The 24,582-nt window shown below is 43.8% G+C and carries 17 protein-coding genes; 11 read left to right on the top strand and 6 right to left on the bottom strand.

Annotation, left to right across the window (positions count from 1 at the left end; translation table 11 throughout):
• The first annotated feature begins 38 nt into the window (after positions 1 to 38).
• The 5 genes from LX64_RS01945 to LX64_RS01965 all read left to right on the top strand — a co-directional run bounded on the left by LX64_RS01945 (position 39) and on the right by LX64_RS01965 (position 6,365).
• The gene (locus tag LX64_RS01945) at positions 39 to 1,010 is read left to right on the top strand and encodes a FecR family protein (protein ID WP_111595914.1); all 972 of its coding nucleotides are present in this window, start codon (positions 39 to 41) and stop codon (positions 1,008 to 1,010) included.
• Positions 1,011 to 1,074: 64 nt separating this feature from the next.
• Positions 1,075 to 3,648: a carboxypeptidase-like regulatory domain-containing protein gene (locus tag LX64_RS01950; protein ID WP_158538502.1), complete on the top strand. Its 2,574-nt coding sequence runs from the start codon at positions 1,075 to 1,077 to the stop codon at positions 3,646 to 3,648.
• A 4-nt stretch (positions 3,649 to 3,652) separates the two neighbouring features.
• Positions 3,653 to 4,528: a DUF4249 domain-containing protein gene (locus LX64_RS01955; protein ID WP_111595916.1), complete on the top strand. Its 876-nt coding sequence runs from the start codon at positions 3,653 to 3,655 to the stop codon at positions 4,526 to 4,528.
• 63 nt (positions 4,529 to 4,591) lie between these two features.
• A complete protein-coding gene (locus LX64_RS01960) occupies positions 4,592 to 5,056 on the top strand; it encodes an Mpo1 family 2-hydroxy fatty acid dioxygenase (protein WP_111595917.1) in 465 nt (154 codons plus the stop codon).
• Positions 5,057 to 5,189: 133 nt separating this feature from the next.
• Positions 5,190 to 6,365 carry a thiolase family protein gene (locus LX64_RS01965; RefSeq protein ID WP_111595918.1) on the top strand — a complete coding sequence of 392 codons (1,176 nt, stop codon included), beginning with the start codon at positions 5,190 to 5,192 and terminating at the stop codon, positions 6,363 to 6,365.
• A 227-nt stretch (positions 6,366 to 6,592) separates the two neighbouring features.
• On the opposite strand, the gene LX64_RS01970 is transcribed toward LX64_RS01965, so the two are convergent.
• The gene (locus LX64_RS01970) at positions 6,593 to 7,507 is read right to left on the bottom strand and encodes a hypothetical protein (RefSeq protein ID WP_111595919.1); all 915 of its coding nucleotides are present in this window, start codon (positions 7,505 to 7,507) and stop codon (positions 6,593 to 6,595) included.
• Between the two features lie 462 nt (positions 7,508 to 7,969).
• On the opposite strand from LX64_RS01970, the gene LX64_RS01975 reads away from it, so the two are divergent.
• The 5 genes from LX64_RS01975 (at position 7,970) to LX64_RS01995 (ending at position 14,737) form a co-directional block, all read left to right on the top strand.
• On the top strand, positions 7,970 to 9,622 hold the full coding sequence (locus LX64_RS01975) for a DUF1800 domain-containing protein (protein ID WP_111595920.1): 1,653 nt from the start codon (positions 7,970 to 7,972) through the stop codon (positions 9,620 to 9,622).
• Positions 9,623 to 9,644: 22 nt separating this feature from the next.
• Positions 9,645 to 11,231: a DUF1501 domain-containing protein gene (locus LX64_RS01980; protein WP_111595921.1), complete on the top strand. Its 1,587-nt coding sequence runs from the start codon at positions 9,645 to 9,647 to the stop codon at positions 11,229 to 11,231.
• Between the two features lie 60 nt (positions 11,232 to 11,291).
• Positions 11,292 to 11,618: a hypothetical protein gene (locus LX64_RS01985; RefSeq protein ID WP_148707160.1), complete on the top strand. Its 327-nt coding sequence runs from the start codon at positions 11,292 to 11,294 to the stop codon at positions 11,616 to 11,618.
• 101 nt (positions 11,619 to 11,719) lie between these two features.
• Entirely contained in the window at positions 11,720 to 14,113 is a 2,394-nt protein-coding gene (locus LX64_RS01990; protein ID WP_111595923.1) for a TonB-dependent receptor, read from the top strand.
• 39 nt (positions 14,114 to 14,152) lie between these two features.
• A complete protein-coding gene (locus tag LX64_RS01995; protein ID WP_148707161.1) occupies positions 14,153 to 14,737 on the top strand; it encodes a hypothetical protein in 585 nt (194 codons plus the stop codon).
• 264 nt (positions 14,738 to 15,001) lie between these two features.
• Here the strand turns inward: LX64_RS01995 and LX64_RS02000 are convergent, their stop codons facing one another.
• Entirely contained in the window at positions 15,002 to 15,424 is a 423-nt protein-coding gene (locus LX64_RS02000) for a DUF983 domain-containing protein (protein ID WP_111595925.1), read from the bottom strand.
• A 77-nt stretch (positions 15,425 to 15,501) separates the two neighbouring features.
• Positions 15,502 to 17,265: an ABC transporter ATP-binding protein gene (locus LX64_RS02005; RefSeq protein ID WP_111595926.1), complete on the bottom strand. Its 1,764-nt coding sequence runs from the start codon at positions 17,263 to 17,265 to the stop codon at positions 15,502 to 15,504.
• 266 nt (positions 17,266 to 17,531) lie between these two features.
• Between LX64_RS02005 and LX64_RS02010 the strand changes: the two genes are divergently transcribed.
• A complete protein-coding gene (locus LX64_RS02010; RefSeq protein ID WP_111595927.1) occupies positions 17,532 to 19,664 on the top strand; it encodes an elongation factor G in 2,133 nt (710 codons plus the stop codon).
• 368 nt (positions 19,665 to 20,032) lie between these two features.
• On the opposite strand, the gene LX64_RS02015 is transcribed toward LX64_RS02010, so the two are convergent.
• From LX64_RS02015 to LX64_RS02025, 3 genes are all read right to left on the bottom strand, one after another.
• Positions 20,033 to 21,577, bottom strand: a complete 1,545-nt coding sequence (locus LX64_RS02015; RefSeq protein WP_111595928.1) for a YifB family Mg chelatase-like AAA ATPase — start codon at positions 21,575 to 21,577, stop codon at positions 20,033 to 20,035.
• A gap of 112 nt (positions 21,578 to 21,689) precedes the next feature.
• Positions 21,690 to 23,018, bottom strand: coding sequence for a MutS-related protein (locus tag LX64_RS02020; protein ID WP_111595929.1), 1,329 nt, complete (start codon positions 23,016 to 23,018; stop codon positions 21,690 to 21,692).
• A gap of 144 nt (positions 23,019 to 23,162) precedes the next feature.
• Positions 23,163 to 24,509 (bottom strand): dihydroorotase, encoded by a 1,347-nt coding sequence (locus LX64_RS02025; protein ID WP_111595930.1) that lies wholly within the window; start codon positions 24,507 to 24,509, stop codon positions 23,163 to 23,165.
• Positions 24,510 to 24,582: the final 73 nt, after the last annotated feature.

Genomic DNA, 24,582 nt, shown 5'->3' on the forward strand with positions numbered 1-24,582 from the left:
TTTGCCAAACGTCTTACATACATAAACAGGAACTATCCATGTTCGATTCATTACAAGGCGACGAATTATACGCATTACTCTGCAAATATCTCCTCGATGAAAGTACCGAGGAAGAACGCGCATGGGTAAATGCTTGGCGCGTAGCCGATGCTAATAATGAATCTATATTGACCGGCATTCAAAAGGTAATTAATACTCCTTTGGCCACTCCTGTTACCAATACCGAGGCTGCCTGGGAACAATTATATACCGCTATTGGCAGGCCTAGCTATAACGAAGCTCCTTTAACCGTTGCTCATAAAAAGCCCCTCCGCGCTTGGATGCGTATAGCGGCTATCCTCGTCGTAATATTGGGTACCACCCTCGTGTGGCGTCTTCTCCAACAAGATGAACCAACGGTACTGTCTGGGCCGTTGCATACAAATTTGGCAGATGGTACTGTTATCGATTTAGGGGAAAATGGTCATTTAACACCCGTGAAGTCGTTTAATAAGAAACACCGCGCCGTACATTTCAGGGGCCACGGTGTATTCGACATTGCACAAAACGATCAATACCCCTTCGTTATTCACCTCGACAGTATTGAAGTAAAGGTACTAGGTACCCGCTTCACCATCGATTATCATCCCGACTCGGCCATTATGATTCATGTGGATGCAGGTAAAGTTTTGGTTATCAATCACAATACCGACGATAGTATTGTGCTTACCCAAGGCATGATCTTACGAGCTGAAAATGAACTGGATAAATTCGATGTAGCTGGTAACGTGGTGGATGTGGATAAGAAAAAACTCACTTTTAAAGATATTCCCCTCTCTAGCGTAGCCCAAACTATACGCACTGTTTACAAGGTAGACATACAACTACAAGATTCCTCCTTGTTTAAGATTCCGATATCTGCTACTTTTGAGAATGAATCGATGGATAATATTATCGCATCGATTACGTTTATGACCAATTTAGTGGCTGAGAAAAATGGCCAACTAGGGTATCGGATTTATCGAAAATAGACAGTAATTTATGAGGTCGCTGGCCCGGAAAGCTCTGCTGGTGACTATTTTTATATGGTTACCAATGCAAGTATTGGGATGGAACTGGCACACCCGGGTATCCCTTACCTTGCGAAATCAACCCCTGTCCGACGCCTGCGAACAACTGGAGAAAGCCTACGGCATCCATTTTTCCTTTAGTCGCGATGTAGTGAAAATGAACCAACGGGTTACGTTGGAAGTTAAGAATGAACCTTTGCGGAAGGTAATGGATATGTTATTCACGCAAAACGGGATTCTTTACAAACGTATCGGCGAACAGGTTGTGTTGACAGTTTATGTAGTGAACACACGTACCATTAATGGCTACGTGGAGGATGCGCGTACCGGTGAGAAACTCATTGGTGCCACGATCTACGCTGCCCATAACAATACGGGCACTTTAACCAATCAATACGGTTTCTATAGCTTAACAGTGCCGAAAGACACGGTTAATTTCGTGGTGTCGTACATCGGCTATATTCCTAAGAAAATCCATCTCTCGGAAAAAGAAAAGAATAAACAACTGACCGTTTCGCTCGTACCCAATAACACCTTGCAAGAAGTAAGTGTGAAAGATGATGGGCCACGTTTACAAGAGCAAACCCAAATGAGCAAAGTGGAAGTAGCGGTATCGGAAGTGAAAAGCATGCCGCGCCTACTTGGCGAGAACGACGTGCTGCGCGCTATCCAAGCAATGCCAGGGGTTACCGCCGGTGGCGATGGGGCCAGCAGCTTACACGTTCGCGGTGGTAGCCCCGATCAAAACTTGATCCTTATGGATGGCACGCCGGTGTATAATTCTTCCCATCTATTCGGGGTATTCTCCGTTTTCAACCCAGATATCATTAAGCACGTCGATTTATATAAAGGGGCCTTCCCAGCTCGTTACGGCGGCCGTTTATCGTCGGTGGTAGATATTGCTATGAAAGATGGAGATATGAAGAATTACCATGGCGAAGCGTCGATTGGTTTATTGGCGGCGAAGTTTATGGTAGAAGGACCGATTATTAAGGATAAAACCTCTTTCGTAGTTACAGGCCGTAGAACCTATACCGATTTGGTGGCGCGCCCCTTCTTTGAAGAAACATTAGACCTTGGAGAAGACGGCGAGTTCTACGCTTATTTCTACGATTTCAATGCGAAAGTGAACCATATCTTCTCTCCCAAAGATCGTTTATTCCTCAGCGCTTATGCCGGGCAGGATAACTTCAGCTTGAAGCGGGTAAACCCCAATACTGGGGTCGATTACAAGGAAAGAATCAGCTTTAGATTAGGCTGGGGTAACCAAGTATATTCGGCTCGTTGGAACCATATCTTCAACCCGAAACTCTTTTCTAACCTAACACTCAATTATTCTCAATACTACTTCTTAACCGATTACAGTTACCTCTACCAATCCGATGATAAAGAGGAACAAGATGATTTATTCGGGAAGTACTATTCTAAAATACATGATGCCGCTGCCAGGATGGATTTCGACTTCCGTCCTAATCCCAAGCATACGGCTAAGTTTGGTATGCATGCTATTTATCACCAGTTCGAACCAGGGATTACACGCTTTAGGAATAAGGATGATGCAAACCCGGTGGATACAGTGTTTAACAAGCAAAGAAAAGGAAGTGTAGAGTTGAATTTGTACGGGGAAGATGATTGGAAATTATCGGACTCATTATATGCCAATATTGGTGTGCATATATCGGGTTTTATGTTGTTCCCACAGTTTTATTGGTCGGTACAACCGCGCCTTGGCATTCGCTATATTTTACCGAAGAACTGGGCTTTGAAGATGAGTTATACACATATGACCCAGTATATTCACTTATTGGCCAATAGTACCAGTTATTTACCGAACGATATATGGGTGCCTTCTACCAATAGGGTGAAGCCGATGAACTCTCGGCAAATAGCTGTAGGCATTGGTAAAACAAGTAATAGCCAAGTGTACGAAGCATCGGCGGAGGTGTATTATAAAACCATGTCGAACGTGATTGAATTTAGTGGAACCGAAACATTGGAATCGGCCACGAAGCAGTGGGATGAAAAGGTATCGGTGGGTCGTGGTTGGAGTTACGGGTTAGAAGTATTGTTCCAGAAGAAGAAAGGGAAAACACGTGGCTGGGTAGCGTACACTTTATCGCGTAGCGACCGGAAGTTCCCGAACATCAACAACGGGCATGCCTTCCCGTATAAATACGATCGTACGCATGATCTTGAATTGGTATTCATGCACCGATTTAACAAGCACTGGGAAATTTCCGGTGGTTGGGAATATTCTACAGGCTTGCCGCTTACCTTGCCGATAGCTCGTTACGAAGGTATTTCCGATCCTTCGCCGCACGACCCGGTAGGCTTGCCTTCTACGCCGGTAGATCAAATTGGCGACCGGAACAGTTTACGCATGAAAGATATTCACCGCTTAGATGCGAGTGTAACGTATAGTTGGTCGAGGAAGAACAAGTTTACACATAGTTTAAACTTCAGTTTATACAATGCGTATAACCGTAAAAATCCCTTCTTCTACTATTACAAAACGAATCCACAAACAAATCAACGCGAACTAACGCAGTTCAGCATTCTGCCTTTATTACCAAGTGTAACGTATGCTTTAAAATTTTAGGAACATGCAAAAGTTGATACAACATATCGCCTTATTCTTATTGCTGGTAGCGAGTTTTACAACGCAATCATGCGAGAAAACCGTGAATTTGGATGTGCCTTACGAGGGCGATAAGCTGGTGTTGAATTCATTTATTCAACCCGACAGCGTTATTTACTTACGCGTAACAGTGTCGGGCAAGCCCAGTAATACGTCGTTTGCAGAGGTAACGAATGCCAAGGTGCAATTAATGGAAAACGATGTGGAAATACCTGTTACGTTCCAACGTATTAAAGGATTTGGGTACTATGTGTCTACCGAAAAAGCGAAACTTGGAAAGCAATATAAATACGTGGTAGGTGCCAGTGGTTTAGATGAAGTGTCGGGCCGCGATACCTTGCCGCATGCGCCGTTTATTAACTTGTTGCGCGCGCGGAAAGGAGGTATTCGTGCACGCTTTTATTTACACGATCGGCCACGTGTAAAAGAGTATTACCGTGTAAGAATGTACGCGGGTGATTCTTCTGCCGTAACCCACAAAATAGAACCTAAAGTAGTGAAGAAGTTTAGGTTCGATCCATCTTATAGTAATGCGTTTACAGATATTGCAACGGAGAATTATTACGATTACGCGTTGATTACCGACGAGCGTTTCGATGGGAAGGATACTCCTGTTGTATTGCAATTACAAGAAGCGCATAAAGCGAAAGACTTTATTGTAGTAGAAGTAACCTCGCTTACAGAAACGGCTTACCAATATTTGAAATCATTGGATCAGCAGAGAATGGATGAAGGGAATGTGTTGGTAGAACCTACCCGCGTGTATAGCAACGTGTTAAATGGTTATGGAATAGTGGCAGGGGTGAATGTGCGGAGGATCTACTTCAAAATACCCGATTAGGAAATTGGAAAAGCGGGCGGCTTTCATTAAATTAGGTGATACATCATCTAAATCGTGCCCGTTATGAAAACAATCCAAGATTGGCTGTCCGACTACGGGGAAAGCCACCAAAACGAAACAAACAAAACCGTGCACTGGATCTGTGTGCCGGCTATTTTCTTCAGCATTGTGGGTTTATTGTTTAGCGTAAAGATTAGTGCTTTCGAAGTACTGAACATGCCCTTGAACCTTGCCATGATCGCGTTACTGTTAGTAATTGTGTACTACGTTCGCCTCTCGCCTGCATTATCTGTAGGCATGCTTATTTTCTCTTGTGCTTGTTTACTCTTAGCCCGTTTTATTGAACTACAAGGCCTGCCGCTATGGTTGGTATGCGTGGTTGTATTTGTATTGGCATGGATTGGGCAATTCTGGGGACATAAAGTAGAGGGGAAAAAGCCTTCCTTTCTAAAGGACTTACAATTTTTATTGATTGGCCCGGCCTGGTTAATGAGTTTCATATACCGGAAAATTGGTATCGCTTACTAATTGAAAAAGATGAAATGTAAGCCTGTACAGCGTTTAAAATAAACGTTAAAGCTATGTGTTGCACCGCGGTTTTTGACAGGATTTATCTTAAATTTGGAAAGATCATTATTCATCTCAATAAAAATATTTAACCATGCAAGATGCATATATCGTAGCCGGCTTTAGAACAGCAGTTGGTAAATCGAAACGTGGCGGATTTAGGTTTTACCGGCCCGACGATCTCGCAGTGGATGTAATTACGGGTTTGTTGAAATCGGTGCCGCAGCTCGACCCTGCACAGGTTGATGATTTGATTGTAGGCAACGCTGTTCCAGAAGCAGAACAAGGATTACAGATTGGTAGAATGATTGCTGTACGCGCATTGGGTATTGAAGTGCCGGGCATGACGGTTAACCGTTATTGTGCATCGGGTTTAGAAACCATTGCCATTGCTACGGCAAAAATACAAACCGGCCAGGCCGATTGTATTGTGGCGGGTGGTACGGAGAGTATGAGCCTTGTACCAACAGCAGGTTGGAAAACAGTGCCTAACTACACGGTTTCCAGCGTAACACCAGATTATTATTTAAGCATGGGTCATACCGCGGAAGCAGTAGCCAACGAGTTCAAAGTTTCCCGTGAAGACCAAGATGCTTTTTCATACCGTTCGCATCAACGTGCGATCAACGCTATTCAGAATGGCTACTTCAAAAAGGGTATTTTGCCTATTGAAGTAGAAGAAGTATACGTGAACGAGAAAGGTAAGCGTGCCAGCCGTAAGTATACAGTTGATACAGACGAAGGTCCACGTGCAGATACTTCTATGGAAGCATTGGCAAAACTGAAACCTGTATTTGCTGCCGGTGGTTCGGTAACAGCCGGTAACTCTTCTCAAACCAGTGATGGTGCTGCCTTCGTGGTGGTTATGAGTGAAAAGATGATGACCTCTTTGGGATTGAAACCGATTGGTCGTTTAATTAGCTGTGTATCGGCGGGTGTGCACCCGAGGATCATGGGTATTGGTCCTGTTGCGGCTATTCCGAAAGCATTGAAAGTAGCGAATAAGACCTTAGCAGATATTGATTTGATTGAGTTGAATGAAGCCTTTGCTAGCCAATCTTTAGCGGTTATCCGCGAATTAGGATTGGATGAGAACAAAGTGAACATCAACGGTGGAGCTATTTCTTTAGGTCACCCATTGGGCTGTACAGGCGCGAAATTAACGGTACAAATCCTCAATGATTTGGAACGATTGAACCAAAAATACGGTATCGTAACTGCCTGTGTAGGTGGTGGGCAAGGTATTGCCGGTGTAATCGAAAGATTATAAGCGATCAACATAATATTGTCGGCGCAATGAGCTTTGGCTTGTTGCGCCGTTTTTGTTTTGCATACACTGTATGCACATTGTACTTGCATTTACACGGCTATGCATAAACGTAGTTATAAAGTCTATTTCTCTACCTTTTTCCTCCACTTTGTTTTAGTAGGTACATAATGCTCCTAGCATTAGCGTTGCAATGCCATCCACCAGTGTAATTATGACGAAAGATTATCTCATTCCTTGCGTGCAAGTTGCTTTCTAACACGCGTACGCGGTTGTTTGTGAATAACTGTATGTCGACGAAGAATAGGCGCTCCTATAGCGACATACGGGGGAATGGCGAAAGTGCATGTTTTGTTGGAGATGGTAAATACTTTCGGGCGAATTTTTTTAACTGTTTGCGGTATAGGTTTCCACTCGGCTTTGTCGAACACGTGGGTTATTTGCATGGCATTGCAGGTACCACCTTTTACCTTGTATGCGCGGTTGTTTTCAACATCTACGAATACAATGCCGATGGATACGAATAGGTGGCGATTGTCGTTGGGTTGGAAAGGTAATTGGAATATTTGTTCGGGTATAGATTGGTAGATGGATTGGTATTCGCTGGTTACGCAAGTGCTGTTATAGCTATATGTATCGAAGTTAATGGCGTGAATGGTGGCTATTAACTTGAAATGTGTACTGTTTTTAGGGGCGTGTACTTCGCTGCCTGCTTGGAATGCCGGGATGGTTACTTGTGCATGCCCTTGTTGCCTATTTAACGCTACATGATAAGGCGCAGTAAACAGTCGGCGGAACTTTGTTTGACTGTTGAATTCGAAGCCTTTAAGCTGGGCTATATTGCCTGCCTCTACGGTGCGTTCGCCTAATGGATGTATGGTATCTTGCTTGAGAGTTTTGAATAATTGGGATGATAGCCTGCGGTACATGCCTTTATCGTTGATATATTCCATCGTTTCTTTAAAAGCGTGGCGTACGGCGGCGGCTGTAGTGGCCGCTCGGCCGAATTCTTTCCGTTGTGCACAAGTGCCTGCTCCCCAATTGGTAGAGGGCTTCTTATTGGCGGCGGCTAATAATGTTTGTAATGATTGAAGAAGAGCGAGTTGCTCGAGTAATTGCGGGGTTAGTTGTAGCGATTTACGCATAACAATGGCTTTTTTGTGGTTACAAAATGGATGTTGCTTTTACTTATTAAGATAAGCAAATTCTCCCGTATTTGCAAAGGTGTGGCAACATAATTTTGATTGGTTATCAACATGTAACCCACGGCAATACCACGGTGAAATAACGGCTTACAAGCGGGTGAAAATAAGGTAGTTATAAGCAAACTACAGAGAAACTACAGAGAGATTACAGGGAAAGTACAGGGCGGGTACGGAGAATTTACAGGAAAGCATTCATTTACAAGTATTCTTCAATACTTAAGATGGCACATGATTACAAGGTGGTCACTTGTTTGCATCCCTAACAATACACAAATTTACTTCAATTTCAACAAAGCTTAATAAGATAATATAATTGCATAAAACTTTTTATTAATTTGGAACCTGAAAACCGGAATCGAACCTGGACCTGTGTACATCTTTTATTGAATAACCGTATCTCACATGGATCGTAGAGCATTTTTATCTTTTGCCCCGCTATCTCCCAAAAAGGCTAAGAAACTTTCTTATGGCCGAACATTCTCAGGCGTTAATCTTTACAACGGCGAATGGACTACTGCGCAAGTGGTACATTTACTGAAGCGTGCCATGTTTGGTGCTACGCCCGCCGATGTAGCGTATTTTAAAACGCTAACGATGGACCAAGCGGTGGAAACATTACTGAATATTTCTCCCATGCCTACGCCGCCTGTGAATAACTACAATGTAGACGGTTATTCCGATCCTACCGGGGTGGCTGCAGGTGCTACCTGGGTTACAGCACCCGAAGGTGATGAAGAGGTACAAACACGCCGGAAGAATTCTTATAAATATTGGTGGATTGGGTTAATGCTCAACCAACAACGTACCATCCACGAAAAAATGGTACTGTTCTGGCATAATCACTTCGCCACCGAAACCAATACCGTAAAAGATGGGCGCTATCTATACAATCATAACATCACCCTCCGCCAATACGCCCTTGGCAATTTCAAAGCCTTAACAAAGGCCGTTACGCTCGATCCCGCGATGTTGGTATACCTCAATGGTTATCTCAACGTGAAAACAGCGCCCGACGAAAACTATGCGCGTGAACTACACGAATTATTCACCGTAGGTAAAGGGCCTGATTCCCATTTTACAGAACCCGATGTACAAGCCACGGCGCGTGTACTTACGGGCTATAAAATCGATAAGGTAACCTGTAAATCTTACTTCGATGCTACTTTACATGATAGCACGAATAAGGAGTTCTCTACTTGGTACGGTAGCAAGGTTATTTCCGGGAAAACGGGCAATTTGGGTACTACCGAGCTTGACGATCTCCTCAATATCATCTTCTCACAAGCAGAAGTAGCCAAGTTTATCTGTCGAAAATTGTACCGCTTTTTCGTGTATTACGATATCGATCAATCGGTAGAAGATGAGGTGATTACACCTCTCGCTAACCTTTTCAGGCAGAACAACTACGAGATAAAACCCGTATTGCAAGCTCTTTTCAAGAGCGAGCATTTTTACGATCCGTTGAATATGTCGTGCTTGATTAAAAGTCCGCTCGACTTTACAGTTGGCTTATGCCGTGAATTCGGCGTAACCTTCCCCCCTGCCAGCAACTACAACGATGCATATGGTACATGGCAGGTGGTGCAGTACGCGGCTTCAATACAACAGCAAAACATTGGCGACCCGCCGGGTGTATCGGGTTGGGAAGCTTACTACCAAGAACCGCAGTTCCACGAGCTATGGATTAATACCGATACCTTGCCTAAACGTAACCAATTCAGCGATTTAGCCATTTCAATTGGGTATACCATCGGTGGGCATACGGTTACCATTGATCCTATCGACTTTGCGAAGCATTTACCCGATCCTAGTGATCCTATTAAGCTGGTAAGCGATTCGCTCGATATCTTGTACAGGATGGGTGTTTCAACAGAAACGAAAACCTTCTTGAAAGACATGATTCTACTAACAGGTACTGAAACCGATTACTATTGGACGAATGCTTGGAATGCATATGAATCGAACCCCGATATGGCCAACAAAGACGTTGTATTAAAACGTTTACAAGCCCTGTACAAATACATCATGAACCTATCCGAATATCAATTAGCGTAAGCAGCGCTGCAAAAACCCTTTTATGAAAAGAAGAGATTTTCTAAAATTAAGTGCGCCGGCAACGGTTTTACCTTCTTTTATCAATGGCTTTTCCATCAAAGCTTTCGGTGCTTCGCCGCTGTTAAACGCTTTGCAAGGTGCTGCTACGGATAACGATCACGTTTTAGTGATGATACAATTGAATGGTGGTAATGATGGTTTGAACATGGTGATTCCCTTGGATCAATATGGCAAATACCAAGCTGCCCGTACCAACATTGCCATTCAAGAAGGGAAAGTATTGAAGTTAGAAAAATATACCCGCGCTGGGTTGCACCCTTCTATGACGGGTGTACAGCGTTTATATAACGAAGGAAAAGTGTGCGTGGTACAAAGTGTGGGCTATCCTTCACCGAACTACTCTCACTTTAGGGCGACAGATATTTGGGTAACAGGTTCCGATGCCAACCAAGTACTTAGCACAGGCTGGGGCGGTAGGTATTTGAACTACGAATATCCCAATTACCCGAATGGCTTCCCCAATGCAGAAATGCCCGATCCATTGGCCATCCAGATTGGATCGATTGTATCGCCGGCCTTCCAAGGACCAACGAATACGATGGCCATGGCGGTAACGAGTGCGACCGATTTCTATAATTTAATTAGCGGGAAGGAAGATCCTGTTCCCAATACAAAAGCGGGGAATGAATTGGCGTATATCCGCCTCATCGCGAAGCAAACCAATAAGTTCGCCGATTCCATTAAACTCGCGGCAGGTAAGGTAACAAACCAAGGGCAATACCCTAAAAGCCATTTAGCAGAACAATTGAAAATTGTAGCGCGGTTGGTAGCAGGTGGTTTAAAAACTCGTTTGTACATGGTAAGCATGGGTGGTTTCGATACACATGCAAACCAAACCAATGCAGGCGATACATCTACGGGGATGCACGCGAACTTAATGGAGCAATTATCGTCGTCGATCGATGCCTTCATGAAGGATTTAACGAACCTAAAAGCGTCGAAGCGCGTGGTGGGTATGACGTTCAGTGAATTCGGGCGAAGGATTAAATCTAACGGCAGTATGGGTACCGACCATGGTGCATCTGCGCCGATGATTATATTTGGCGATTATGTACAGTCGGGCGTATTGGGGAATACCCCAACCATGCCAGATGCCGCATCAGTGAACGATAACATACCGATGCAGTACGATTTCCGTTCTGTTTATGGTTCTTTGTTAGAACAATGGTTCTGTGTAAATAACGGCGACTTACAAACGATTTTGCTGCGGAACTACCAAAGCTTGCCGATCGTAAGGCCACAAGCTTGTGGCTTGGTAACGGGTGTAGATCCAGACCCGAATCAAACCGCCGGTACGAACATCATTACCAATTATCCTAACCCGTTCACTACTAAAACCAATATCACCTATATTACACAAGGCGGGCATACCTTGGTGCAAATTTTTGATACCATGGGCCGCATGATTCATACTTTAGTGGATAGGATACACGTGGCAGGTACGTATAACTTGGTGTTTGACGGGGAAAGATTACCAACGGGTGTTTATTATGCACGTTTCCAGAATGGGATGGTGCAGCAAGTACGTACAATGTTAAAAGTAAGATAGATGGTGCAACATTGTTGCAAATAATTAAAATTTCGTATTTTCGCAGCATAATTCGTACGCGTGAAGAAATTTTTATATCAGAAAATATGGTCACTTTTCCTATTGGCTGTGTTTGCATTCCATGCAACGCCAAGGGAATTTGTGCATTTATTTGCTGATCACTGCGATACGAAGCACGAGAAAATCGAGGGTACGATCATAGACCTTCCGCACAAGCACTGTGACTTTTTGCAGATTGGGTATTCGCCGGTAGATGTTTACCAGGTGACTTACCTTCCAATTGTGGCAGTAACGGATTGGTATTATGCAGTACCTACTTATCCTCACCAAGTTCCAGCAGTTACTTGGAACCTTCCTCTACGCGCCCCACCCGCTACGGTGGCATAATACACTATTTATTATCTATCATTTTGTTTGAAAAAAAGGAAGAGGTGCAGTGATGTGTTCACTGGCGCGTCTTATGATTCTATCAAGCGTACCCATTTTGCATGGAGGTATTATACCATGATGATGGCTACACGTCCCGCATTTTGTTTATGAACATGATTCAACGCGTGGTTAGTTTACTCGCGCTATGCCTGCTATTTGTGCGTACGGGTTATGCACAATGTACTTATACTTTGAGTGGAAAAATTACTGATAGTCAAACGAACGAAGCGTTAATTGGCGCTACCATTGGCGTTGTTGAAACACAGCAAGCCACAGCTACCGACGAGCGCGGGTTTTACAAGTTGAATGGACTTTGCGCCGGTACTTACACTATTCGTGTGATGCATATTGGTTGTAAAACGTACCAGTTCTCGTACACAGTGGCGGGAGATGGTAAGCGTAATATCCAGCTTGAGCATGCTATTAGTGAATTACAGGGCATTACGGTGGCCGGGGTATCGAGTCAAAAATCGATGTCGGGCCCGGTATCGGAGGTGAGTGGTAAAACATTGGAAAAAGTACGTGGCCTTTCTTTAGCGGAATCGTTGAAGGATGTGAATGGCGTTACCATGTTAAGCACAGGTGCTACCGTATCGAAGCCGATTATTAACGGGTTGCATAGTAACCGGGTATTGATTTACAACAACGGTGTTCGCCAAGAAGGGCAACAATGGGGTACAGATCATGCCCCGGAAGTTGATCCATTTATTGCGAATAAGCTCGTGGTGATCAAAGGTGCGAACGCGATTCGTTATGGTGGTGATGCTGTGGGGGGTGTTATTTTGGTAGAACCGAAACCCTTGCCAACCACGCCGGGTATTAGTGGCGAGTTGAACTTGGGTGCTTTTTCAAACAATAGAATGGGTGTAACGTCGGCTACGGTGGAAGGGAACTTTGCGAAGATCCCGGCATTAAGTTGGCGCGTACAGGGTACATTGAGGAAAGGCGGAACGTATAGAGCGCCGGGATATTGGTTAGACAATACAGGCATGGAAGAAAAGAACTTCTCGTTGGCTACAGGTTGGCGGAAGGAGAAATATGGATTGGAGTTATTTTATAGCCAGTTTAACACCAATATAGGCGTATTTACAGGCTCGCACATAGGTAACCGGAAGGATTTGGAGGAAACGATTAAAAGGGACCGTCCTTTACCGGAATTTACCCATGGTTTCTCGTACGATATTAACCGCCCGATGCAAACGGCAGAACACGAACTGTTCAAAGCGAAAGCGTATTTGAATACCGGCAAAATTGGGAAGATCAACCTCGATTTTTCGCGCCAGTTCAACTACCGCGATGAATTGGATCGTAACTCCGCTTTATCGGTAAATAACTTGAAATTGAACTTAACCACCTATACAGCTAACCTTGCTTGGGATCATTACAACTGGCATGGCTTACGTGGAACAATTGGGGCTACGGGTACTTACCAAAGGAACCATTACCAATCGCGTATGTTCATTCCGAATTATGAGTCGATAGCATGGGGTGTTTTTGCGGCAGAGAAATGGGAAAGCAAAAACAACCAATGGATGTTGGAAGGTGCCATTCGATATGATAATAAGTCGTATACCGACGTGCACGATAATTTACACGAGAAGAATTTTAGGGACCGCGATTTTGCCGGTTTAACCGGAACATTAGGCGCCACTTGGTATCCTAATCAACGTACCACCATCGCTTTCAATGCCACCAACGTATACCGTGTGCCGGGGCCGAATGAATTGTATGCATACGGCATACACCATGGTACCGCCATGTTTGAAGAAGGTGACAGGAACTTGAAAGCAGAGCAAGGTATAAAAATGAACCTCAGCGGTAACTATAAAATCTCCGACAATTTCGAGGCCGACGTAGTAGTGTATTATAATAGGTTTCAAAACTTCATCTTCTTGCAACTCACGGATAGTTTGCAAGGCAGCGTAAGAGGATTTTTCCCATATGCATACTACACCCAAGCCAATGTGAATATGAAAGGAGTAGATGCACAAATTCGCTGGCACTTCTTACCTAAATGGCAATTCAGTTCCAAAGCATCCATCTTACGCGCCCGCAACGAAGACATCAACGATTGGTTGATATCCATGCCATCCGACAGGTTTACGCAAGATTTGACGTTCTATCCTGGCGATACGAAGCGTTTGAAGGATAGTTATTTCTCGTTAACTGTTAGCAGCGTAACGAAACAAACACGTGTACCGTTTGAAGCAAATGACAAAGGGGAGAATAAGTTGGATTTAATGGCACCACCGAATGCATATACCTTGGTGAACCTGGAAGCAGGCACCGACTGGCACTTAGGTAAACGCCCGATAGGTTTCATTTTGGGGGCAAGTAACTTGCTTAACCAAAAGTACCGCGAGTACTTAAACACCTTCCGTTATTTTGCCGATGATCCAGGTATTAACGTGTATTTAAAAGTAAAAGTTCCTTTTACAATCACTAAAAAATAACATCGAGCTACCACTCAACTCACACTCAAATTATTAGTTATGTTAAAAAGATTCTCTACCCTGGCGATGATTGTATTGGGTACTTCATTATTCTTCACTGCTTGTAAGAAAGAAGACGATAATGATCCTACTGAAAATGCCAACGAAGAAATCACTACACTGAAACTCACTTTTGTTAATAACGCGAATGCAGCAGATAAAGTAGTAGCCAATTGGCGTGATATCGATGGTATTGGTGGTAATGCTCCAACAATCGATTCAGTTATTTTAAAAGCAAATACAACTTACACTGTTTATACGGATGTGTACGATGAAAGGGTAAGCCCTGTCGACACTGTTACAGCCGAAATTATTAAAGAAGGAATCGAGCACCGTGTGTTCCACCTTTTCTTCGCTACTGCCAATTCCAGCGTTGCTGATGCATTGACAAACGTAGCTACCGTTACACCGTTGGATAAAGACGAGAAAGGATTACCATTAGGTTTAGAAAACACCATTGCAACGAAAGGTGCATTTAAAGGGGTTTACCGCGTGATTATTCGTCACCAACCGGGCGCTAAAGACGGTACTTTTGCACCAGGATCTACCGATGTTGATACTGAATTCCCATTCGCTATCAAATAAGTTGATTGTATAAATGGATTACGGGAGAGGGCCTTAGGGCCCTTTTCGTGTTTTTAGGAAATGCCTTTTATCCAAAAATGCATCCCTTTACGACATTTAGTATCAAGTAAACTACAAAAACAATAATTTTGTATGATTGCCTTTTGGAAGGCAAGGATTGTTTGTTACAAAAGAAGTTATCTGGCAAACTGCTCAGATTTTGGATGAAAAGGAAAAGGGCCGTTTTTACGGCCCTTGATTGTTATAGTGAGTTGATATAATCGTTTATTCATTGGGAGCACCCGGCAATGATGCGGTAGATTCATCATAATACACAAAGAAGTACAAGTAAATTACCCTGGAAATGCGCATGAGCCATGGTTGCAATAGAATGAGGATGACCCCGTTCACAATTAACCAATAAATGACGCTGTTATCTTGCCAAGAGAGCTTGAAAATCAATGCATACCATATCAAGTTAAATACAGATAAGGCTACTCCTAAAGCATAACTTACATAGCCGGTGCCGAACCAGAAGCCCGTTTCCAACTCGAATTTTTGTCCACATACAGGGCAATTGTCGTACATGTTGAAAATCTTAGACATGCTCAAATGGAAGGCATTCTTTGTTTTAAACATATGACCACGCCTACAATGCGGGCATTTCATTTGGAGGATGCTTAAAAAATAGTTCGGGCGTTTACTCATATTTCTTGTTACGGGTTTAAGCCTGCAATTTACTTTGTAAATGACGCCGAAAAATTGATTTTCGTCATTTTACAATATTAACCCTTAACAGTTTCGATTGTTTGCTTACGCTCACCAATTTGCTGGCGCCACATAGCGTAATACAAGCCTTTTTCGGCTAGTAACTCGCTGTGGGTACCTGTTTCGATGATATGTCCTTTCTCCAACACATATATTTTATCGGCATGCATGATCGTGGATAACCTATGGGCGATCATTACCGTGATATGTTCTTTTGTAGCAGTAATATCGCGTACGGTTTGGGTAATTTCTTCTTCCGTGATGGAATCCAAAGCCGAGGTAGCCTCGTCGAATACGAGCAATTTGGGTTTGCGTAGTAATGCACGGGCGATGGATAAGCGTTGTTTCTCACCACCGGAGATTTTTACACCACCTTCACCGATGACCGTGTCGATACCATTTTCGGCGCGGGCTAAGAGGGTTTGGCAAGAAGCTTTACGGAGTACATCCATGATATCATCTTCCGTGGCCGCAGGATTTACGAACAGCAAGTTTTCGCGGATGGTGCCGGAGAATAATTGCGTGTCCTGGGTAACGAAGCCTAATTGTTGGCGTAATTCATCCAAGTCGATATGCTTGGCATCGATGCCATTGTAGAGTACGCGGCCTGTTTGGGCGGGGTATAAACCTACGAGGAGTTTTACCAGGGTAGTTTTACCAGAACCAGAAGGGCCTACGAACGCGATACTTTGGCCTTTTTCCACGTTGAAGTTGATATTTTCAAGTGCTTTGGTAGGTGCCGTAAGGTGTTTAAAGCTTACTTGTTCGAAAGCGAATTGTTCGAGTTGTTTAAGGTGTTGTGGATTCTTCGGCGTTTCTTCTACCGGTGTTTGCATTAATTTCTCGAAGTTATTCAACGATACTTCTGCTTCGCGGTAGATCAACGTGATATTACCAATTTCTTGGAGTGGACCGAAGATGAAGAAAGAATACAATTGGAACGAGAATAACTGGCCAATTGTTAATTCTTTATTGAATACTAAGTATAATAAAACAAACAAAATAGATTGGCGTAAGAGGTTCACGAAAGTACCTTGTACGAAGGAAATCATACGTAAACCACGAACTTTTTTCAGCTCCAATTTTAAGATTTCCAAGGTGGTTTTATTCAGCCTTCTTACTTCTTGGTTTGTTAAGCCAAGGCTTTTCACCAATTCAATATTGCGTAAGCTTTCCGTGGTAGAACCTGCTAAGGCAGTTGTTTCTTTTACGATGCTTTTTTGAATGGTTTTGATTTTTCTACTGAGTACCCTTGTTAATACCGTGAGTAAAATACAGCCACCTAAATAGATGGGGCCTAAACTCCAGTGGATTGAAACCGCTAGCGTCATTACAAACACCACACCTATTAACGACACGAATAATACGTTTACAAAAGAGGTGATGAACTTTTCGCAATCGACACGTACTTTTTGCAAAATGGCGAGTGTTTCGCCGCTGCGTTGGTCTTCGAATTGTTGGAAGGGTAAACGGAGTGAGTGTCGTAACCCGTCTTGGTAAATTTTAGCACCTGTTTTTTGAATAATAACGTTCACGAAATAATCTTGGAACGCCTTCGCGATGCGCGACACCATGGCTGTTCCTACGAGTAAGCCAATGAAAATGGCTATTTGTTGCACGAATGCTGGGCGCGGAATATTGGAAGAGTTATTTGCATAATCGACTAACTTACCGAAGATCATGGGATCTAAGAGTGAAAAGATTTGATTCACGCTCGCTAGCAATAAAGCGAACACTACCAGCCATTTATAATTCTTGAGATAGGACAATAATATTTTCATACGGGGCAAAATTAAAGAGAAAACGAACGCTGTTAATGTTGTCACTACAATATGACAATTCCTTCATTTTTCAGTGGAAATTCGTTAACTTAATAGTAGCGTTCGCTGCTGCGAAACGTCGACTGGTTTTAGATCCAAACAATACGGTTTTCCCACATGCTTTAAGGCCAATAACTCTCCTTGCGGGGCCTTCTTCTCAAAACGTTCTCCACGCTAAGCTCGTTTCGGCGGCGCATGCCATTGTTCACCATACAAATTCCATTTTTATGAAGTTGTACGACGAAAAACACATTAAAAACATTGTGCTGATAGGGGCATCGAAGAGCGGTAAAACGACTTTGGCGGAAACGATGTTGTTCGAAGCGGGCATCATCGACCGTAGGGGTCGTGTTGAAGACCGGGATACGGTGTCGGACTATCACGAAGTAGAGCATGAGCGCGGTAACTCGGTGTATGCTACCACGTTGCATACCGAGTGGCGCGATTACAAAATAAACGTGATAGATACCCCGGGTTTGGAGGATTTTATCGGCGAGGTGATTTCATCTATTAGGGTAAGTGATACGGCGGTGATGGTATTGCATGCGCAATACGGTGTAGAAGTGGGTACGGAGCTGGTGTGGGATTATGTAGATCAGTACCAGAAACCCACGATTATCGCGGTGAATCATTTGGATAATGAACAGGCGAACTTTCAAGCCGTGGTAGAGCAAGCCAAGGCATATTTTGGGGCTGCCGTTACCGTGATGCAATACCCGGTGAATGCGGGGCCGGGCTTTAACGCGGTGATTGATTTGTTGAAGATGGTGATGTATAAGTTCCCGGCAGATGGCGGCAAACCGGAGAAACTGGATATACCAGAAAGCGAGCAGGAACAGGCCAATGCCTTGCATAACGAGTTGGTGGAAAAGGCGGCAGAGAATGATGATGCGTTGATGGAAATGTATTTTGAGAAAGGGAGTTTGGATGAAGACGAGTTACGGGAGGGCTTGAAAATTGGGATGATGAAGCACCAGGTGTTCCCTGTTTTCTGCCTGGATGCGCGGCATAATATGGGCAGTGGTCGCCTGATGGGATTTATCGACAATGTAGCCCCTTCGGCCGTGGATATGCCCCCAGAAACCAGTGAAGACGGCCAACCGATCCCTTGTGCGTTAAATGGACCTACAGTGCTGTTTGTGTTTAAAACATTATTAGAACCTCATATAGGCAAATTAACCTTCTTTAAAGTACTGTCGGGGGAAGTGAGAACCGGGATGGAATTATTCAACGAAAAAGGCAATGTAACAGAACGGCTGAACCAATTGATGATTGCCGATGGGAAGAACCGAAATACGGTAGAACGATTGAAGGCCGGTGATATAGGATGCACCCTTAAACTGAAAAACACCTTTACCAACCATACCCTTTGTGATAAGAACTTCTCTCTCCAAGTAGACCCCATACATTTTCCTTCACCAAAAGTCCGCGCAGCGATCGTTGCAAAAAATAAGGGCGACGACGAAAAGTTGAGTACCGTGTTAGCGGAAATTCACATGGAAGATCCCACGTTAGAAATTGAATACAATAGAGAATTAAGGCAAGTAATATTACATGGCCAGGGAGAACTTCACTTAGCCGTTACAAAATGGCGACTCGAACATATTTACGGCATGCAAATCGAGTATTTACCTGCTAAAATCCCTTACCGTGAAACCATTCAACGCAATGCGATCGCTTCTTATAGGCATAAAAAACAATCGGGTGGTGCAGGGCAGTTCGGGGAAGTGTTTTTACGCATAGAACCCTATGTAGATGGCATGCCACCCTTGGCCGATTACCCGGTTCGAGAAACGGAGGAGATTGCTTTGAATTGGGGAGGGAAGCTGGTTTTCAACAACTGTATTGTTGGCGGCGCGATCGATAACCGTTTTTTGCCGAGTATTTTGAAAGGTGTGATGGAGAAGATGCAAGAAGGGCCGTTAACGGGCTCGTATGTACGGGATATCCGCGTATCGGTGTACGATGGTAAAATGCATCCTGTAGATAGCAATGATGTATCGTTCAAGATTGCCGGTAAAATGGCATTCCGCGAAGCGTTTCACCAAGCGGCCCCGCAGTTATTAGAACCTGTATTCGATGTTGAAGCCGCTGCTCCAGGTGGTATGATGGGCGATGTGATGAGCGAATTCCAAGGGCATCGTAGTATAATAACGGGCATGGATACAGATAATCACCAGCAAGTGATAAAAGCCCGTACACCGCAAGCAGAGCTGGATAGGCTGTATGCAGCCTTGCGGAATGTAACCCAAGGCAAAGCGAAAGTGAAAGCAGCTTTTGCAGAGTATGCACCGGTACCGGCAGATATGCAGAAGAAGTTGAGCGAGGAGTATAGTAAGAAGGAAGAGAAAGAAGTGTGATGATATGATAGCGAAGTGGGATTGTTTGATGTGTCAATAATTCCGCTTCGCTAAGTTTTATATGATGGTTATAGCCCTCGTTTGAAGGGTGAAGTTTGATTAATTACTTCCATTGTTTCTTTTAAGAAAGTAATAGAAGCTGTTGTTCAAATATTCTATAAAGCAAATGCATCGATAGGCTTCTAATTTCAAAAAAAAGTTCATGACAATACAAGAGCAGTAATACCGCTAATTCCTAATAATAGCTTGGCGATTAATTGAGATACTAGTTGTAATGCATACGGGGGATGTTAATTATTTACGTAGTTTCCGGTTGCCCTGCTGTATATGCATATGCTAGGTTTATGCACATACAATACACAAAAAATTTAGCCTGCCCAATTCTCCCTGTCAAGAGATCGATAATGAATGGCTTCCGCGATGTGTTCTGGACGGATATTAGGCGATAAAGCTAAGTCGGCTATTGTACGTGCCACTTTCAAAATTCGATCGTATGCGCGGGCCGATAAGCCCAATTTCTCGATGGCCTTGGTTAAGAGCTTTTTACTGGCATCACTAATATCACAATGTGTTTGTAATAGTTTTGATTCCATTTGGGCATTGCAATAAATACCGGGTAGTTCATTAAAGCGTGCTGCTTGTACTTCCCTAGCGGCGATCACTCTTTCCCGGATACTTTCACTGGTTTCTTCTTCATCGTTGTTGAGGAGGGCTGGGAATTCTACGGGCGTTACTTCTAAATGTAGATCGATCCGATCCAATAATGGGCCGGAAACTTTATTCAAATACTTCTGCACTACGCCAGGGGCACATGTACAAGTGCGAGTGGGATGGTTGTAATACCCACAAGGACAAGGATTCATAGACGCGACCAACATAAAACTCGCCGGGAAGTCGGCCCCGGCTCTAGTTCTTGCGATAGAAACGAATCTTTCTTCCATCGGTTGGCGCATAACTTCTAGTACACTGCGTTTGAATTCGGGTAGTTCGTCGAGGAAGAGAACACCATTATGTGCTAGGGATATTTCGCCGGGTTGTGGAATGGAACCTCCGCCAACGAGTGCCGTATCGCTGATCGTGTGGTGCGGTGCTCGGAAAGGGCGGCGAGATATTAACGTTGCGTTTTGTTGTAGTTTACCTGCTACGGAATGAATCTTCGTGGTTTCGAGTGCTTCATGGAGTGTTAGCGGGGGAAGAATGGTTGGCATTCTTTTCGCGAGCATGGTTTTACCTGCACCGGGAGGACCAATGAGAATAATGTTGTGGCCACCGGCAGCAGCAATTTCCATGGCGCGTTTTACTGGGCGTTGGCCTTTCACATCGGAGAAATCTGTATCGAAGTCGTATTGTGATGCAAAGAATTCATCGCGGGTATGTACGGTTGTAGGTTGTATAGTAGAAGGGTTTTGTAAGAAGGCGACTACATCGCTTAAATGGGACACCCCGAATACTTGTAGGTCGCTCACCATTGCTGCTTCGCGCGCATTTTCCATTGGTACGATCAGTCCTTTAAAACCGTCTTTACGGGCTTTGATAGCGATCGGTAAAGCGCCTTTGATGGGCTGTATATGGCCATCTAACGATAATTCACCCATCATCATATATTCACTTACTTCCAATACGGGTGCAATTTGCGAGGAGGCGGCCAGGATGCCGATGGCTATGGGTAAATCGTAAGCGGCGCCCGATTTGCGTACATCAGCAGGTGCTAAGTTTACTACCACGCGGAAACGTGGCATTTTAAAACCGGCGTATTTAATAGCGCTTTCTATTCTTTGCTGGCTTTCTTTAACAGCATTGTCGGGAAGGCCTACCATGTAGAACTTTACACCTTGGTTTTCTACACTTACTTCAATCGTAATAGTAATGGCATCTACGCCTGAAATGGCGCTGCCGAAGATTTTTACAAACATGGGTTAACAACGAGTTGGTTTTGCTATAAATGTAAATGTAATTTTCATCTCGAAAAAAAATAAAACGGCTACACACTTATAAAGCGTGTAGCCGTTAACGTAATGAATATGCTTAATGTAGTTGTTCTAACAAGTCTAACACCTTTTCGCGCTTCAAAATTAAGTAACCTAATTTTTCTTTCGCAATACCATCTTTTAATTGGTAAGTGAAATACAAAGTATCGTCTTTTACTTCCGATTCGAAATACTTAAAGGTGATTTTAGGTTCTGCTACTAACTCGTCGGCGATTTCGTACAAGTGAGTAGATAAGATATACAAGCAGCGGGAATTCCGAAGCAAGCCACGAATCACGGCTAATGAGCAGTTCTTGGCATCTTCTACGTTCGTGCCTTTGAACATTTCATCAATCAAGATCAACCATTTCTTTCCATCGCTAATTTTTACAACGGTATTTTTAATGCGTTGTACTTCGTTGAAGAAATAGCTTTCTCCTTTGAAGATATTATCGGTTACCTGGATGTTACTTAAGATACCATGGAAGAAACTAAGCTCCATGTTTTTAGCAGGTACACCCATACCTAAGTGTGCCAGGAACACGGCTACACCCAGTGCTTTAATGAAGGTGGTTTTACCCGCCATGTTGGCACCGGTTAAGAACAAGAAGGGCTTTTGCTTATCGAGTGTAATGTCGTATGCAATGGGTTGTGGTAAAATTAAGTGGTATAGATCGCTGAGTACAATATGCGGCTCTGCTGTTTCTACGAACTTTGGGAAGTTGAGTTGGAAAGTTTTTACGGCTTTCGACATGCTATAGTAAGCATCGAGTTGTGTATAAATTTCCGTGAGTTCCCATACGACCTTCGTGTGGCGTTTACGTACTTGGTGATCGAAGCCTAGGATTTGCATGAAGTTCAAGTCACCTTTTTGATCGGCCACGAGGATGTCGTAAAACACTTGTTGATTAAGGAGTGTTTTGGCTCGATCCAAGAGTAAACGCAAGGGTGTTGGCGCTTCGGGCTTGTTGTAGTGTACAATAAACTCGGCGAAGCCTTTTAGTAATAACACGAATTGCGAAAACGAAAACTTGATGAAGCCGTAATCAGGTGCGTAAAACGTTTTCATCATTAAAGAATTCACCGCTAAGCCTAATCCACTAGCGCTGGAAATAGGCGGTATCGCAGCTTCTAAGTATTTCTCAATCACTACGATGGTGCCATTGGTGATGCTTTGTGGCCAATTATCCTCTTTGCTAATGAGGTATTGCAAGATCTCTTGTCGTTGCTTAATGGCAGCGGTATCTTGTAACGGCTTACTGAATAATCCACGCAAGTATTCACGTCCACCCGCCGTAGTGGTAAAATCGAGCTTGTGAAATAGGGAAAATTCTTCTTCACGGTTGAAGATGGATAGGTCGAGGTAGGTGGTTTTGTCTAACTCCATGCGTGTGAATTTTGATTGAAATTAGTGTAAAATAATCGGATGGCGATTGTATTGAGATGCAAAGGCCGCAATTATCCATAAACTAAACATAAAAAAACCGGCCAGTTTTTTCAAATGGCCGGCTGATAATGCTTGTTATATCAATTATTTGCGATCGTATAATACACGGTGACCTAAAATGCTATCGTCGAAACGACCATTTTCATATGCCAAGTGGCCGCTCACGAAAGTGTGTGTTACGGTTGAATCGAAAGTATGACCTTCAAACGGGCTCCAGCCGCATTTGTAGTAGATATTTTCTTTTGTTACTTGGTAGCCTTTGTTCAAGTCAACAATCACTAAATCGGCATGGTAACCTTCGCGGATAAAGCCTCTTTCTTTGATTTGGAAAGCGATGGCCGGGGCATGTGCCATTTTGTGTGCCACTTTCTCCAAGGAGATTTTGCCTTGCTTCACATAATCTAACATTAACAATACGCTGTGTTGCACTAATGGAACACCTGATGGTGCTTGTGCGTAAGGTTGTTGCTTTTCTTCCCAAGTATGCGGAGCGTGATCGGTAGCAATCACATCTAAGCGGTCATCTAATAAAGCAGTCCATAATGCATCGCGGTGATGTGGTGCTTTAATAGCGGGGTTGCACTTGATAAGGTTGCCGTATTTCGCGTAATCATCTGCTGTAAAATGCAAGTGGTGTACGCATACTTCCGCGGTGATACGCTTCTCTTCCAAAGGCAAGAAGTTGCCGAATAGGCTTAATTCTTTTTCTGTGGAGATGTGAAGGATATGTAAGCGGGAGTTGTGTTTTTTAGCGAATTGTACCGCTAATAACGACGATTCGAAGCAAGCTTCTTCATTGCGAATCAAAGGATGATCGGCGGCTGTAAGGCCGTCGCCTTTTGCTTTAATGAAAGCTTCCATGTTGGTGCGGATAATACGTTCATCTTCACAATGCGTGGCGATGAGTAATTCGCTTTCAGAGAAGATTTTCTCCAAGGTAGCGAGGTTATCTACGAGCATATTGCCGGTAGATGAACCCATGAATATTTTAACACCGGGTACGCGGTCTTTTTTATCGTTTGTACGGAGTACCTCGTCGCTATTATCGTTGGCTACACCCATAAAGAAGGAGTAGTTAGCAAGGGAGGTATTTGCGCCGATGGTATATTTTTCTTCCAAGCGTTCTTGGGTAACCGCTTCTGGTTTGGTGTTCGGCATTTCCATGAAGCTGGTAGTACCGCCTGCTACGGCTGCGCGCGATTCTGTGAAGATGTTGGCTTTGTGGGTAAGCCCGGGCTCGCGGAAATGCACCTGGTCGTCGATTGCACCGGGTAGCAAGTGTTTCCCTTCACCGTTAATTTCTTTGTAATTGCCGCTAGCGCTTATTTGCGGGGCGATTTTCTCGATACGGCCATTGCGGATGAGCACATCTTGTACGCTCGTGTTGCCTTCGTTAACAACGGCAATGTTTCTAATCAAATATGCTTGCATGCCGCAAAGATAAACCGCGGCAACATCCCAGGCACAAAAAAAGCTGCCGGGAAGGCAGCTTTTTACAAATATT

The sequence above is a fragment of the Chitinophaga skermanii genome (assembly GCF_003259335.1).
GTDB classification, from domain to species: domain Bacteria; phylum Bacteroidota; class Bacteroidia; order Chitinophagales; family Chitinophagaceae; genus Chitinophaga; species Chitinophaga skermanii.